The 14,894-nt window shown below is 41.4% G+C and carries 13 protein-coding genes; 12 read left to right on the top strand and 1 reads right to left on the bottom strand.

All coding sequences use genetic code 11. From position 1 onward, the window contains the following. Positions 1-98 precede the first annotated feature (98 nt). The 6 genes from clpX to ACFSMW_RS15125 all read left to right on the top strand — a co-directional run bounded on the left by clpX (position 99) and on the right by ACFSMW_RS15125 (position 7,528). Complete coding sequence (clpX, locus tag ACFSMW_RS15150) at positions 99-1,373, top strand: ATP-dependent protease ATP-binding subunit ClpX (protein WP_390357045.1); 1,275 nt, start codon at positions 99-101, stop codon at positions 1,371-1,373. Between the two features lie 326 nt (positions 1,374-1,699). Further along, the gene (gene lon / locus ACFSMW_RS15145) at positions 1,700-4,021 is read left to right on the top strand and encodes an endopeptidase La (RefSeq protein WP_390357043.1); all 2,322 of its coding nucleotides are present in this window, start codon (positions 1,700-1,702) and stop codon (positions 4,019-4,021) included. After that, entirely contained in the window at positions 4,018-4,599 is a 582-nt protein-coding gene (gene yihA, locus ACFSMW_RS15140) for a ribosome biogenesis GTP-binding protein YihA/YsxC (protein ID WP_390357041.1), read from the top strand. The genes lon and yihA overlap by 4 nt, the downstream gene beginning before the upstream one ends. Before the next feature lie 575 nt (positions 4,600-5,174). Next, entirely contained in the window at positions 5,175-5,981 is an 807-nt protein-coding gene (locus ACFSMW_RS15135) for a transporter substrate-binding domain-containing protein (RefSeq protein WP_390357039.1), read from the top strand. Between the two features lie 116 nt (positions 5,982-6,097). Then, entirely contained in the window at positions 6,098-6,778 is a 681-nt protein-coding gene (locus tag ACFSMW_RS15130) for an amino acid ABC transporter permease (protein WP_390357037.1), read from the top strand. A gap of 27 nt (positions 6,779-6,805) precedes the next feature. Beyond that, positions 6,806-7,528, top strand: a complete 723-nt coding sequence (locus ACFSMW_RS15125; RefSeq protein WP_390357273.1) for an amino acid ABC transporter ATP-binding protein — start codon at positions 6,806-6,808, stop codon at positions 7,526-7,528. A gap of 260 nt (positions 7,529-7,788) precedes the next feature. Here ACFSMW_RS15125 and ACFSMW_RS15120 read toward each other — a convergent pair whose 3' ends face one another. Continuing rightward, the gene (locus ACFSMW_RS15120; protein ID WP_390357035.1) at positions 7,789-8,271 is read right to left on the bottom strand and encodes a LiaI-LiaF-like domain-containing protein; all 483 of its coding nucleotides are present in this window, start codon (positions 8,269-8,271) and stop codon (positions 7,789-7,791) included. A 218-nt stretch (positions 8,272-8,489) separates the two neighbouring features. On the opposite strand from ACFSMW_RS15120, the gene hemA reads away from it, so the two are divergent. The 6 genes from hemA to hemL all read left to right on the top strand — a co-directional run bounded on the left by hemA (position 8,490) and on the right by hemL (position 14,799). Next, positions 8,490-9,866: a glutamyl-tRNA reductase gene (gene hemA, locus ACFSMW_RS15115; RefSeq protein ID WP_390357033.1), complete on the top strand. Its 1,377-nt coding sequence runs from the start codon at positions 8,490-8,492 to the stop codon at positions 9,864-9,866. A 27-nt stretch (positions 9,867-9,893) separates the two neighbouring features. Next, the gene (locus ACFSMW_RS15110; protein WP_390357031.1) at positions 9,894-10,709 is read left to right on the top strand and encodes a cytochrome c biogenesis protein; all 816 of its coding nucleotides are present in this window, start codon (positions 9,894-9,896) and stop codon (positions 10,707-10,709) included. 44 nt (positions 10,710-10,753) lie between these two features. Next, positions 10,754-11,686, top strand: a complete 933-nt coding sequence (gene hemC / locus ACFSMW_RS15105) for a hydroxymethylbilane synthase (protein ID WP_390357029.1) — start codon at positions 10,754-10,756, stop codon at positions 11,684-11,686. Continuing rightward, a complete protein-coding gene (locus ACFSMW_RS15100) occupies positions 11,683-12,462 on the top strand; it encodes a uroporphyrinogen-III synthase (RefSeq protein ID WP_390357027.1) in 780 nt (259 codons plus the stop codon). The genes hemC and ACFSMW_RS15100 overlap by 4 nt, the downstream gene beginning before the upstream one ends. After that, positions 12,462-13,445: a porphobilinogen synthase gene (gene hemB / locus ACFSMW_RS15095; RefSeq protein ID WP_390357272.1), complete on the top strand. Its 984-nt coding sequence runs from the start codon at positions 12,462-12,464 to the stop codon at positions 13,443-13,445. The genes ACFSMW_RS15100 and hemB overlap by 1 nt, the downstream gene beginning before the upstream one ends. Before the next feature lie 64 nt (positions 13,446-13,509). Continuing rightward, positions 13,510-14,799 (top strand): glutamate-1-semialdehyde 2,1-aminomutase, encoded by a 1,290-nt coding sequence (hemL, locus tag ACFSMW_RS15090; protein ID WP_390357025.1) that lies wholly within the window; start codon positions 13,510-13,512, stop codon positions 14,797-14,799. Positions 14,800-14,894: the final 95 nt, after the last annotated feature.

Here is a 14,894-nt window from a genome sequence, read left to right as displayed (position 1 = left end):
TTTGTTTTGTGTTTGCGAAATGCATTTGATATGATTGCAATGACTGTTGAACACACTCAGGGACTTGGAAGATACAAATTTTAGGGGTGAAAAAACGAATGTTTAAGTTTAACGAAGAAAAAGGACAACTGAAATGTTCATTCTGTGGTAAGAGTCAAGAACAAGTCCGCAAATTGGTTGCCGGACCTGGTGTATATATATGTGATGAATGTATTGAACTTTGCACTGAAATTGTAGAAGAGGAGCTGGGATCTGAAGAGGAATCGGAATTCAAGGAAATTCCTAAACCGAAAGAAATCTGTGAAATACTCAGCGATTATGTGATCGGCCAGGAAAAAGCTAAAAAAAGTCTCTCTGTAGCGGTGTATAACCACTATAAGCGGATTAATTCTGTGAAAAGCACAGACGATGTAGAGCTTTCTAAAAGTAACATTGTCATGATTGGGCCGACAGGAAGCGGAAAGACGCTGCTGGCGCAAACACTTGCTAGGATTCTGAACGTTCCTTTTGCGATGGCTGATGCGACGTCTCTTACTGAAGCAGGATATGTCGGTGAGGACGTGGAAAATATTTTGCTGAAACTCATTCAGTCTGCCGATTATGATGTAGAGAAAGCTGAAAAGGGAATCATTTATATTGATGAAATCGATAAAGTTGCCAGAAAATCTGAAAATCCTTCCATCACCAGGGACGTTTCGGGGGAAGGTGTGCAGCAAGCATTGTTGAAAATTCTTGAAGGGACAGTAGCCAGTGTTCCTCCTCAGGGTGGCCGTAAACATCCGCATCAAGAATTCATTCAAATCGATACAACCAATATTTTGTTCATTTGCGGCGGTGCGTTTGATGGTATTGAACAGGTCATCAAACGTCGTCTTGGCAAAAAAGTGATTGGTTTTGGTGCGAATACAGAACAGTTGGAACTTGACAAAGGGGAATTGCTGTCAAAGGTGTTGCCTGAAGACTTGCTTCGCTTTGGACTTATTCCGGAGTTTATCGGAAGGCTCCCTGTCATTGGAAGCCTGGAACCGCTGGATGAAGATGCGCTTGTGGAAATTCTTACTAAGCCAAAAAATGCGCTTGTCAAGCAGTATCAGAAACTGTTTGAAATGGATGATGTTGCGCTCGAGATCGAGGACGATGCGCTTGTGGAAATAGCCAAAAAAGCGATTGAAAGAAAAACGGGCGCCCGCGGGTTGCGGTCGATTATTGAAGGGATTATGCTGGATGTCATGTTCGACCTCCCATCCCGTGATGACATCGAAACATGCGTGATAATGAAAGAAACAGTTTTAAATGAAGACGGCAGCCCAAAGCTGATTTTAAGAGATGGATCTGTCAAAGATGGCAATAAAAAACCAAAAGAAAGTGCTTGATTTCTTGATGCTTTCTTTGCCAATCATCTGAATTAGAACATAATGAGACTGACTTGGCTTACCGGTTCCTCTCTCCGGAAAGGGACTGCATGCCGGAGTCAGTCTTATTCCATTTTCAGCTTCAGAAGGCGTCCCATTCCTATTGGATGGACGACCCCCACGCCAAAGTTCATTTACTGTTTAGCTGCAGGGGGATAAAATAGCTATAGGACATTGCTTTAGGGACATACTAATTTACATAGAAAAACATATTTGGCGATGCGAAAATGGCGACCATATCCAGAGATTAATATTTAATTAAGCGATACATAAACGGAGGTACCATAATGACGAACAATACGCTTCAGCTGCCATTGCTGCCTTTAAGAGGTATGCTTGTATTTCCAACAATGGTGCTGCATTTGGATGTTGGCAGGGAAAAGTCTATTGCAGCACTTGAAAAAGCAATGATGAATGATCATTCCATATTTTTGGCTACACAAAAAAAGTCAAGTATCAATACACCACAAGCGGATGATATTTATCAAGTTGGTACTGTGGCTGCCGTCAAACAAATGATCAAGCTTCCAAATGATACTGTTCGTGTGCTTGTGGAAGGACTTTATCGTGCGAAAATCACCACATTTGAAGAAACGGAACAAAAATACGTGGTCACAACGGAAAAGCTGATTGAAGTAGAGGGAGATAAAAATGAAGAAGAAGCGCTTATGCGCTATTTACTTCAGCAGTTTGAAAAATATCTGGAGGTTTCCAGAAAAATAACGAAAGAAACATTTGCAACTGTCTCGGACATAGACGAACCTGGAAGGGTTGCGGATATTGTCGCTTCTCATTTACCATTAAAAATAAGTGATAAGCAAAAGCTATTGGAGCTTGTAGACAGAGAAGCGCGTTTGCGTCATTTAATCGGTTTGATCTCCAATGAACAAAAAGTACTTGAACTGGAAAAGAAAATCGGGCAGCGTGTGAAAACGTCAATGGAACAGACACAAAAAGAATATTATTTACGGGAACAACTGAAAGCCATTCAAAGAGAGTTGGGAGATAAAGACGGCAAAACGAGTGAAATGCAAGAATTGACCAACCGCATTAAAAAATCGGACATGCCTGAGCGAATACTGGAAGTTGCCATGAAGGAATTGAATAGATATGAATCTGTTCCAAAAAGCTCTGCTGAAAGTTCAGTCATTCGCAATTACCTGGAGTGGCTGCTGTCTCTGCCATGGACGTTAAAAACTGAAGATACTATAGAAATAAATTACGCCCAAGAAATACTGAATGAGGATCATTATGGTTTAGATAAAGTCAAAGAGCGGATTTTGGAATATCTAGCTGTCCAAAAACTGACTGATTCTATCAAAGGTCCCATACTATGTCTTGTTGGTCCTCCAGGGGTTGGAAAAACCTCCTTGGCAAAATCGATTGCAAGATCGATTAACAGGAATTTTGTTCGAATCTCTCTCGGAGGGGTTCGTGACGAGGCAGAAATCAGAGGGCATCGAAGGACATATATCGGTGCTATGCCAGGCCGTATCATTCAAGGGATGAAAAAAGCTCAAACGGTAAACCCTGTATTTTTGCTCGATGAGATTGATAAAATGTCTAACGATTTTAGAGGAGACCCTTCTTCAGCAATGCTTGAAGTATTAGACCCGGAGCAAAACAGTAATTTCAGTGATCATTTTATCGAAGAAACCTATGATTTATCCAATGTGTTGTTCATAGCGACAGCTAATTATATCAATAATATTCCTGGGCCGCTACTTGACAGAATGGAGCTCATTTCTATAGCAGGTTACACTGAAATAGAGAAGCTACATATTGCAAAGGAACACTTGCTTCCGAAGCAGCTAAAGCAGAATGGCCTTAGGAAAGGGAATATGCAGATTCGAGATGAGGCATTGCTGCAGTTAATCAGACGTTATACAAGAGAAGCAGGAGTACGTTCGTTGGAAAGACAACTGGCTACACTGTGCAGAAAGACAGCAAAAGTGATTGTTTCGAAGGAAAAAAAGCGTGTTATCATAACGGAAAAAAAACTGGAAGACATGCTGGGTAAGCCTATCTTTCGTTTCGGACAAATGGAAGCAAAAAACCAGGTCGGAACAGCTACGGGCTTGGCGTATACAACAGTTGGCGGAGACACTTTATCGATCGAGGTTACACATTATCCTGGTAAAGGGAAACTGATTCTCACTGGTAAGCTTGGTGATGTGATGCGGGAATCAGCACAGGCGGCATTCAGTTATATTCGGACAAGAAGTAAAGAACTCGGAATCGAACCGGATTTCCACGAAAAATATGATATTCATATCCATGTTCCTGAAGGGGCGGTACCTAAGGATGGACCATCGGCAGGAATTACAATGGCAACAGCTTTGATTTCTTCCCTTACAGGCAAGGCGGTAAAAAGGGAAGTTGCTATGACCGGAGAAATTACCTTGCGTGGAAGAGTGCTGCCTATTGGCGGTCTGAAAGAAAAAACTTTGGGTGCACATCGTGCGGGCATTACAACCATAATATTACCTGAGGATAATGCAAAAGACATTACAGATATTCCGGAAAGTATTCGTGAAGGGATGACATTCATTACTGTCAATCACCTGGACCAAGTACTAAAATATGCGTTAGTGGGGAATCAAAAATGAAAGTGACAAATGCCGAAATTACAATCAGCGCCGTGAGCCAAAAGCAATATCCTGGCGGTTTTTTGCCTGAAATTGCTTTAGCGGGGCGTTCCAATGTCGGGAAATCTTCTTTCATCAATAAACTGATTCAACGGAAGAGTTTGGCAAGAACTTCATCTAAACCGGGTAAAACCCAGACATTGAATTTTTATAAAATCAACGGACTATTCTATTTTGTGGACGTCCCAGGCTACGGGTATGCGCAAGTATCCAAAAAAGAACGTGAAAAATGGGGCCAGATGCTGGAAGAGTATTTCCAAACAAGAGAAACACTTAAAGCTGTTCTCCTTATTACGGACATCCGTCATGAACCAACGAAAGATGACATACAGATGTACGACTATCTCAAATATTTCAATCTTGATGTGATTGTTATAGCTACGAAAGCAGATAAGATACCAAAAGGAAAAAAAGAACAATATCTAAAAAGAACGCGAAAAGTGCTTCAGATGGATCAGACAGATCCTGTAATCGCATTTTCTTCGCAAACAGGCGAAGGAAAGGAAGCGGCATGGGGTGTTATCAAACAGTACCTTTGAATAAACCTAAGGACACAAAGTAAGCTGTGCACTTTAGATGAAAAAACAATGAAACAGCAGTCTATTTGAATCAAATAATCATATGATTCAAATACAAAAGGGGCTTGGATATCCAAGCCCCTTTTGTAATGACGGCTTATTCAATTATTAATGATCGGTTGAAATCTGACAAGCATAAATTGTCCTGCCTTGCTTCTAATTGCTTTCACACGTCGTTCATATCATTCCACACATTTTCCTCCAATAAATCATCCGTACAAAACAAAGTAATCAATTGCAGACCTGTTAATTGGTAAATGTTTATTGAACATGATCTTCGTATGTATCCTTGTTGCTCGGTGTAAAATTAAAATTCAGTCCACTTTTTAAGCATATTCACGGAGCTGGCAGGATATACGTTTATATAGGAGCATGAACGAGGTATTTTCATTAAACACTGAATAGTACGTTGAATAGCTGGAAAATGAAGGTATAGGCAATTGGTGGGAAGGGGGCGTTATTGATATAATAAAAGCCAAGCTGGCAAGCCGTTCTTGCATGATGCATAATTTAAAAATTGAAAGGGAGTTTGTTTGTTGAGAAAACTGAATCTTGCGTTTTTTATCGTTTTGTTAGTGTGTGCTCTGTCTGCATGTGGAGCGGTCAAGAAAGAAAGTGCGGGTTCTTCCGGGGCCAAAGATATGCCATATGATTTGGTTCATGCAGATACATTTACCTTCGCTGCTTCTGGAGAGTTCAAACCCTTCAGTTATGTGGGAAGTGACGGGAAGATGAGGGGATTTGATATAGCGGTTGGAAATGAAATTGCGAAAGAACTAGGCTTGAAACCGGCTCAGGAGCAATATAAATTTTCCGCCATTGTGGAAGGAGTGAAAACTGGTCGGTTTGATGCCGCGGTAGCAAGTCATACGATCACTCCGGAACGCGCTAAAAGTGTTGATTTTTCGGATCCTTATTATTATTCCGGTGCCCAGATTTTCGTCCGTACGGATAGTCATATAGAAAAGCTGACTGATTTGAAAGGGAAAGAAATAGGATTGTCAAAAGGTTCCACGTATACAAGTTTTGCTGAGAAAGTGACAGATAAAATTAAAACATACGACAGTGATGTGGTCGCATTACAGGCACTTGAAAAAGGTCATCATGATGCCGTGATCACCGATTTCCTGACTGGAAAGGAAGCTATTTCTAATGGTTTGAAAATTGAAGGCAAAGAGTTGATCGACAGAAGCGAACAAGCGGTGGCGGTGTCAAAGGATAATCCTGAATTGTTGGAGGCGGTTAATAAAGCCCTGAAAAAAATGCGGGAAAATGGCAAGCTGAAAGAATTGAGTGAAAAATACTTTGATGCTGATATCACCGAGTTGCCAGAAAAAGATTAAACGGAGGCATGTAAAACAATTGAGTGAAGCTTAAGGCCCTTTATCGTGGCTTGCGGTGAAGGGCCTTGCAGGTTTTAGTTTACATATGGAAGAAGTATGAAGAAGGAGCTGAAAGAATGCTGGGAGACGTGTTTGCTTATTTAGCCCATTTAGGAGAAACTTTTCTAGAAGGAAAACATTTATTTTTGGAAGCAACAAAATTAACTTTGGAATTAACAGTTATTTCCATTTTTATAGCTATTTTTATCGGTTTGTTTTTTGCTTTATTGAAAATCACCCAAATAAAGTTCTTTGTCTGGATTGCCAATCTGTATATATTTATTGTTAGGGGAACCCCTTTAATTGTACAAATTTTCATTTTTTATTATGGGCTATCATATGGTCCGCTCCAAATCAGCGGATTTTGGTCAGCTGTTCTGGGTTTGGCATTTCATAACGGAGCATATATCGCTGAAATCTTTCGTGGGGCCATCCAGTCGATTGGGAATGGTCAGACAGAAGCAGGAAGGTCTATCGGTATGACCAGCGCTCAAACTATGCGCCGCATCATTTTGCCTCAGGCATTTCGCCGGGCGCTGCCTCCCCTTGGAAACCAATTCATCATTGGCTTGAAGGACTCCTCACTGGCGGCATTCGTCGGTCTGGCAGAAATTTTCAACGTTGCAACAACGATGGGATCCAATACATTTGATTTTATGTCATGGCTACTCGTCAGTGCTGTCTATTATCTGATTCTGGTATTATTGCTGACCTTCGTTGTCAGCTATGTAGAAAAAAAGCTTTCGGTCAGCGAATAGGAGGAAAAAATGGAACAGACAAATGAAATGATTCGTGTGGAAAAATTGAATAAATATTTTGGAAACCTGCATGTATTAAAAGATGTTAACTTCAGTGTCAGGGAAAGCGATGTTGTTGTACTGATCGGTGCCAGCGGTTCAGGGAAAAGTACATTGCTTCGCTGCATGAATTTTTTAGAAGTAAAAACGAGTGGCTCAATTACGATCGAAGGGACTCAAGTTGAGCCGAAAAAGGCAAATCTGAACAAAATCAGGGAGAAAGTCGGAATGGTCTTTCAGCATTTCAATCTATTCCCGCATAAGACAGTCCTGCAAAATGTTATTGAAGGTCCGATACAGGTGAAGAAAGTTCCCAAGTCAACTGCAGTGAAAGAGGGAAAGGAATTATTAGATAAAGTCGGTCTTTTAGAAAAAAAAGATGTGTATCCATCCAAACTGAGCGGAGGGCAAAAACAGCGTGTCGCTATTGCAAGGTCACTTGCTATGAAACCCGATGTGATGCTGTTTGACGAGCCGACATCCGCGCTTGACCCGGAATTGGTTGGTGAGGTGCTGGCAACAATGAAGACGCTTGCCAACGATGGAATGACTATGGTTGTTGTGACCCATGAAATGGGATTTGCAAGGGAAGTGGCTGATTTCGTTTGTTATATGCACGACGGAAGGATTGTAGAGTCTGGTCAACCTGAACGGATATTCGATCATCCGCAGGAGCAGCGGACCCAAGAATTTTTAGGTTCCATATTATAGCACAGCGATTAAACACGGCCATCAGCAATAATGGAGAAAGTGAACTGTTTTTTCTTAGCCGATGCGCATACTGTCTAAAGGCGAAAGACCTGTATAATATGGGCGTATTGTATTTTTTCTTCAATAATTGATACCCAAGACTGCCATTCAAATACTCAGTAACAAGTTTTATGTAAAATCCCTCACGATATTTAGTCATAGAAACAACCCCAAAAGTTAGATTCTCACGCTACCTTTTGGGGTTCAGTACATATTACAGTCTATTTTTTGCGCATCAACATATAAATTCCGATGGCGATCAGAATGATCGGCCAATACATTTTTAAAGAATCGAAAGTCAAATATAATTGTTGAAACCAGTCTGGCAGTTGGATGGAAAGCAGCATAGGCAACGAAATGAGACAAAGGATGATTCCAGGCAGATATCCTGATTTTGTTTTCAGTGCGCGGACAAGAAACGCTACCCCCACAATCAGGGGAAACATTGCCCAGTGCTGCGGCCAGAACGTATAATGAGCGATGCCATGGAAATGGATACCAAGTCCCAATAGCAGCGTGCCAGTGAACAAGTGTTCATGTTCTTTAGCCGTATGGCTGTAAAATAAAAATACTGCTCCGATGATGATAAGAAGTGTCGGCCATGAATAAAAGTCCGTTAATATCGGAACTTGCAACTGTTTCAGTAAAAAATAGGCACCGATGCCAACAAGCAGATAGCCTGCAAAAGTGTGATTTCTTTTCATGTAATCTCCCTTCAAAGCTTGATTTCTTGAGTCCCATGCATTGTTGTGGTAAAGTTCGTCATATAGCACGTAATACGAATGAATACCAGCAATTGTTTCAAACACTATTCACATTTTAAAATAGTGATTTGTGGTACAATAGTAATGGTATCAATAGTTATTATACAAGTGAATGTTTTCGAATGAAACTCTTCACCTATTAAACGGAGGAGATATTTTTGCACGTACTTAAAGTAGGGTTTAACCATAAAACAGCTCCGGTCGAGATTCGGGAGAAAATGGCTTTTTCTGACAGTACACTCGACCAGGCTATGCGGACATTGAAAGAACAAAAAAGTATTTTGGAAAATGTCATTTTGTCCACTTGTAACCGGACAGAGATTTTTGCGGTCGTGGACCAGCTTCATACAGGACGTTATTATGTGAAACAATTTATGGAAAATTGGTTTCAAATTGAAAAAAATGTTTTTGCACCTTATTTGCAGATTGAAGAGAATGATGATGCTGTGTCCCATCTGCTGCGTTTGGTTTGCGGATTGGATTCAATGGTACTTGGGGAAACCCAGATATTAGGGCAAGTGAAGCAAGCGTTTTTGACTGCGCAAAAATTGCAGACGACAGGAACGATTTTCAACGAATTATTCAAACAAGCCATCACGTTTGGCAAAAAAGCGCAACATGAAACTGCCATTGGCGAAAGTGCCGTTTCTGTAAGCTATGCTGCTGTAGAATTGGCCAAAAAGATATTTGGAGGCATTGATAATAAGCGAGTTTTAATCATAGGCGCCGGTAAGATGGGCGAATTGACTGCGAAAAATCTGCATGGGTCTGGCGCATCGGACATCACTGTCATCAATAGGACACACCGAAAAGCGATAGAACTTGCCAAGCAGTTTCAGGCAAAAGCAGCACCTTTTGAAAAACTAGATGATTCACTGCTGCATGCGGACATATTGATCAGCTCGACTGGCTCTTCCCATACTGTATTGGAAAAAGCCGATCTGCTGCCTGTCATGAAGCAAAGAAAAGGACGTCCTTTGTGTATCGTCGATATCGCGGTTCCAAGGGATGCTGATCCGGCCATCAACGAATTGGAAAATGTGTTTTTATACGATATCGATGACTTGCAGCATATAGTGGATGAAAATCTTGCTGCACGAAAACAAGCTGCTGAGCAAATCGAGGCATCCATCGGAAAAGAAATTGCATCTTTCAATGAATGGGTCAAGATGCTTGGCGTTGTTCCTGTTATTACTGCTTTGCGGAAAAAGGCGTTGAAGATCCAAGCTGATACAATGCAGAGTATAGAAAGAAAAATGCCTGATTTGACTGACCGCGAGAAAAAAGTACTCAGCAAGCACACGAAGAGTATCATTAATCAGCTGCTGAAAACACCTATAACACAGGCAAAAGAAATGGCTGCTTTGGATCATGCAGAAGACAAATTATCATTGTTAGTCCATATCTTCGGAATTGAAGATGAACTGCAGGATGAAAAAAACAAGCAAACACAAGCAGCTGAAAAAAAACAGACTATATTCGATCAAACAAAAAAGACAGCTGTTCCTTCCATTGACGGTTTTCCCGTCAACTAATCAGGAAGAGATGCTGGGGTGTTTATCATGAAATTATTTTATGAAGGCATTCTGCTTATGTATGCATTCAGCCTTATCGGCTATTTCATAGATTTTATACAACATAATCGAAAGGCAAAGCAATTTGCCTTTTGGTTTCTTTGTATGGTTTGGATAATGCAAACCGTTTTTTTATGCAAGCAGATGATCGTCCACCAAGCTTTTCCAATCGGCACATTAACAGATAGCTTATTTATATACAGTTGGATACTGATCGCTTTTTCGCTAATCATCAACAGGCTTTTCCGCATCCATTTTATCGTCTTGTTTACGAATATATTCGGGTTTCTTATTTTGCTGCTTTATACTGTCACTGCAGCCAGGGAGCAAATGAATACTTCAGTCGTCAATTTTGTCAATGAAATTCTGGTAGCTCATATTGCAGCAGCAATCATTTCCTACGGATTTTTCACACTAGCGTTCATTTTTTCCGTGATGTATATGTTGCAGTATCGTTTGCTGAAAGGTAAAAAAGGCTGGAGGTGGCTGAAGCGATTCGGTAATTTAGCTCAACTGGATCAACTTTCTTTTCAGGCGATAACTATTGGTGTGCCTATGTTGTTGATTGGGCTTTTGTTAGGACTTGCTTGGGCTTATGATTCAGGAGCAGTATTTTATTGGTTTGATTTAAAAACGATCGGATCGATATTCGTTTTGTTTGTATATGTATTCTATCTTATTTTGCGGCTAGTTAGTGGCTATTATGGGAAATCGCTGGTCATTTTCAATATCGCGGCGTTTCTGATATTGCTCGTCAACTTTTTCTTATTTTCAGTACTGTCAAATTTTCACTTTTCAGTGTAAACCTATCAGTCAGTTAAACGATTATTACTTCTAGGAGGATGAGGATGCGTACAATCAGAGTTGGGTCAAGACAAAGCAACTTAGCTATGACTCAAACTAAATGGGTGATTGCAAAGTTGAAGGAAGCGGGCGTTGAGAACCCGTTCGAAATCAAAAAAATAGTTACAAAGGGTGACAAGATTCTCGACGTGACTTTATCAAAAGTAGGAGGGAAAGGTCTTTTTGTCAAAGAAATCGAGAAGGCGATGTATGATAAGGAAATTGATTTTGCTGTTCACAGTATGAAAGATATGCCTGCCGAACTGCCGGAAGGACTGACTATCTCATGCATCCCTCAACGGGAGGATCACCGAGATGCCCTGCTTTCTAAAAGTGGCAAAAAACTAGCCGAGCTGCCAAAGGGAGCTTTGGTGGGTACGAGCAGTTTGAGACGGGGTGCACAGATACTTGCTGCAAGACCCGACCTGGAAATCAAATGGATACGTGGTAATATTGAAACACGTATCAATAAATTGCACGAGGAAGACTACGATGCCATCATCCTGGCTGTTTCCGGGATGAAAAGAGTCGGTATGAGCGAAGATATCATCACCGAATATCTCGATGCCGACTTATGCGTTCCAGCTGTGGGCCAAGGTGCTTTAGCAATTGAATCCAGGTCCGAGGACAAAGAGTTAGTTGATTTGCTTTCTGCTATCCACGATGAGCATACAGCAGCAACAGTGCTTGCTGAACGTACTTTCCTCAGGATATTAGAAGGTGGATGTCAAATCCCTATTGGCGGGTTCGCTTATCAGGAACAGGGAGAGGTTGTGTTGAATGCACTTGTCGGAACTCCCGATGGTAAGACGATCCTGCGCGAAACAGTTCGTGGCAGAAACCCGGAAAAGGTTGGCCAGGATGCAGCAAGAAAATTAATTGCCCGGGGCGCTAAAGATATAGTAGATGAAGTGAAAGAGGATATGAATGAATCATGACACTGCAACAAGCTCGTATACTTGTCACCCGGGAAAAAGAACAGGGAAAAACATTTTCAGAAAAGATACGCGCTCATGGCGGCCTGCCGATTGAAGTACCTTTACTGCAAATTTCCTGCGAGGCATCTAGGGAAAATGAAAGGCGACTGAGACAGCTTGCTGCCTACGAATGGATATTTTTCACAAGTGCTAACGGAGTGAAACATTTCTATGAACTAATTGAGCTGTACCATATTCCTGCTTCCTCTTTCGGTCATGTTAAAATTGCAGTTGTCGGTCATAAGACGGAAAAGTCACTTCGGAAATACGGGGGGCGCAGGGCCGATTTCATACCTACAATATATGATGCGGACCATATGGCTGAACAATTTTTGGACCGATTTAAAATTAGCGGCAAAGCTCTGCTTGTGCGCGGCAATTTGTCCAGGATGATTCTGCCAAAGCAGCTGGCTAAAAAAAAAGTGGCATACGATATGTTGGAAGTTTACGAGACCATCGCTGCTGATCGGTCAAAAGCATTGCTCAACGATATATTGCAGCACAAACCAATTGATTTTCTCACTTTTACCAGTCCTTCGGCAGTCGCTGCATACGAGAAGCTTGCTGATGAACCACTTAGGCAAAATATAAATGCTACTTGCGTTTGCATTGGAAATACAACAAGACAGAAAGCTTTATCCGCGGGTTTTAGAGATGTACTTGTGCCAAGCGAGTATACGATAGAAGGAATGATTGCCTGCATGGAAGATTATCATGAAAAAAGGAATGATATATGATGGACAAACTACCAGATTTTAAAAGACACCGCCGATTGCGAGTTTCTGCAGCGATGCGGTCGATGGTCAGAGAAAATCATTTGCGGCCAGAGGACTTCATTTATCCGATTTTTGTATCCGAAGGAAAAAACGTCAAATATGAGGTGCCGTCTATGCCGGGTGTGTATCAACTTTCTCTTGACCTCCTTCAAGAAGAAATAGAAGAAGTTGTCCGGCTGGGAATCAAATCTGTCATATTGTTTGGCGTCATTAGTGACAAAGATGAAATAGGCAGCGGGGCGTTTGCTGATAAGGGTATTATTCAAGAGGCGACAAGGCTGATTAAAAAAATAGCTCCGGCATTACTTGTCGTTGCAGATACCTGTCTATGCGAATATACATCTCACGGTCATTGTGGAGTTATCCATCAACATGATGTGGATAATGATGAATCATTGAAACTTCTTGCTAAAACAGCCGTTTCCCAGGCAAGATCCGGGGCGGATATTATTGCACCGTCTAATATGATGGATGGTTTTGTGACAGTAATTCGACAAGCACTGGATGAAGCCGGTTTTCAAAATATCCCAATCATGTCTTATGCAGTAAAATATGCTTCCGCTTTTTATGGTCCTTTCCGTGATGCCGCAGACAGTACTCCGCAATTTGGAGATAGAAAATCATATCAGATGGATCCTGCGAACCGTGAAGAGGCGCTTCGGGAGGCTGAGACGGACATAGCAGAAGGCGCTGATTTTTTAATTGTTAAGCCAACTATGTCGTACTTGGATATTGTCCGTGATGTGCGCAATCTTTGCCACATACCTGTAGTGGGTTATAATGTCAGTGGTGAATATGCCATGGTTAAAGCAGCTGCACGGAATGGTTGGATTGACGAGAAAAAAATGGTTATGGAAACTTTACTGTCCATGAAGCGGGCCGGCTGTGAATTGATTATCACTTATTTTGCAAAAGATGTATGCAAATGGCTGAAGGAAGATTAAACATAAAAGCTATTTGGATGGTTAGTAATCGTTTTTCAAAAAAGTTGTTTGGAGTGATAAATGAATGAAAAAATTTGATGAATCAATCGATGCATACAAAGAGGCAGTCAATTTGATGCCTGGCGGTGTGAATTCTCCTGTCCGAGCGTTTAAATCAGTGGACATGGATCCGATTTTCATGGATCACGGAAAAGGATCAAAAATTACAGACATTGATGGCAATGAATATATTGACTATGTATTGAGCTGGGGCCCCCTCATATTAGGTCACGCAGACGATAAAGTGGTGGCTGAACTAGGCGAAGCGGCAATAAAAGGAACCAGCTTTGGCGCATCAACTTTGATTGAAAACAAATTGGCGGAATTCGTTATCGACCGTGTACCTTCAATAGAAATGATAAGGATGGTAAATTCAGGGACAGAAGCGACGATGAGTGCATTACGGCTTGCCCGCGGGTATACAGGAAGAAATAAAATCCTGAAGTTTGAAGGAAGTTACCATGGCCATGGTGATTCACTGCTGATCAAAGCAGGGTCAGGTGTGGCAACACTTGGCCTCCCGGACAGCCCTGGTGTACCTGAATCGGTAGCGCAGCATACCATCACTGTTCCTTTTAACGATATACAAGCTGTGACAGCAGCGTTCGAGAAATTTGGTGAAGATATTGCTGGCATTATCGCCGAGCCGGTCTGCGGCAATATGGGAGTCATTCCGCCCAAAGAGGGATTTTTGCAGCAATTACGTAAGTTAGCTGATAAACATGGTTCTTTGCTGATTTTCGATGAAGTGATGACAGGATTTCGAGTAGATTATCATTGTGCACAAGGATATTTTGATGTCACTCCAGATTTGACATGTCTTGGGAAAGTGATCGGAGGCGGACTGCCTGTAGGTGCTTTTGGTGGTAAGAGACAGATTATGGAAAAAATAGCGCCGGCAGGACCGATTTATCAAGCCGGAACACTATCGGGAAATCCACTGGCTATGACTGCTGGATATGAAACTTTAAAAGCTGTTAAAGCCTCTTCATATGATGAAATAAGCCAAAAAATAGATCGCCTGGAAGAAGGATATCGACAAGCTTCACAAGAGTTTGGCATTCCATTGCAGGTCAATCGGGCAGGATCCATGTTCGGTGTTTTCTTCTCAGATGTGCCTGTTACAAACTTTGCTACCGCACAGCAGTCCAATCTCAATTATTTCGCACAATATTATCGCGCTATGATTGAAGAAGGCATATTCCTTCCTCCTTCACAATTCGAAGGTCTGTTCCTGTCCTTAGCACATACTGATGAAGACATCGAAAAAACTGTTGCAGCAATCAGGAAAGCATTTTCAAAAATAGAGAAGTGATTTTTAAAAGCCAGTCTTCTGACTGGTTTTTTTTGCGTCATTCGTATCCAAATTATTCACTGATAAGCATATCCTTCAGGAAGGACTCATATAGA

It is taken from the genome of Tigheibacillus halophilus, assembly GCF_042683165.1.
Classification (GTDB): Bacteria; Bacillota; Bacilli; order Bacillales; family Amphibacillaceae; genus Tigheibacillus; species Tigheibacillus halophilus.
Note: the sequence above shows the minus strand (reverse complement) of the source record. Positions and strands in the feature narration are given on the sequence as shown.

What these genes read in the sequence shown, in the direction of transcription:
- ACFSMW_RS15125 (WP_390357273.1), top strand. Translation starts at nt 6,806, where the DNA reads ATGATTCGTGTGGAAAAATTGAATAAATATTTTGGAAACCTGCATGTA.
- ACFSMW_RS15120 (WP_390357035.1), bottom strand. Translation starts at nt 8,271, where the DNA reads ATGAAAAGAAATCACACTTTTGCAGGCTATCTGCTTGTTGGCATCGGT.
- clpX (WP_390357045.1), top strand. Translation starts at nt 99, where the DNA reads ATGTTTAAGTTTAACGAAGAAAAAGGACAACTGAAATGTTCATTCTGT.
- ACFSMW_RS15110 (WP_390357031.1), top strand. Translation starts at nt 9,894, where the DNA reads ATGAAATTATTTTATGAAGGCATTCTGCTTATGTATGCATTCAGCCTT.
- lon (WP_390357043.1), top strand. Translation starts at nt 1,700, where the DNA reads ATGACGAACAATACGCTTCAGCTGCCATTGCTGCCTTTAAGAGGTATG.
- yihA (WP_390357041.1), top strand. Translation starts at nt 4,018, where the DNA reads ATGAAAGTGACAAATGCCGAAATTACAATCAGCGCCGTGAGCCAAAAG.
- hemL (WP_390357025.1), top strand. Translation starts at nt 13,510, where the DNA reads ATGAAAAAATTTGATGAATCAATCGATGCATACAAAGAGGCAGTCAAT.
- ACFSMW_RS15130 (WP_390357037.1), top strand. Translation starts at nt 6,098, where the DNA reads ATGCTGGGAGACGTGTTTGCTTATTTAGCCCATTTAGGAGAAACTTTT.
- hemC (WP_390357029.1), top strand. Translation starts at nt 10,754, where the DNA reads ATGCGTACAATCAGAGTTGGGTCAAGACAAAGCAACTTAGCTATGACT.
- hemB (WP_390357272.1), top strand. Translation starts at nt 12,462, where the DNA reads ATGGACAAACTACCAGATTTTAAAAGACACCGCCGATTGCGAGTTTCT.
- ACFSMW_RS15100 (WP_390357027.1), top strand. Translation starts at nt 11,683, where the DNA reads ATGACACTGCAACAAGCTCGTATACTTGTCACCCGGGAAAAAGAACAG.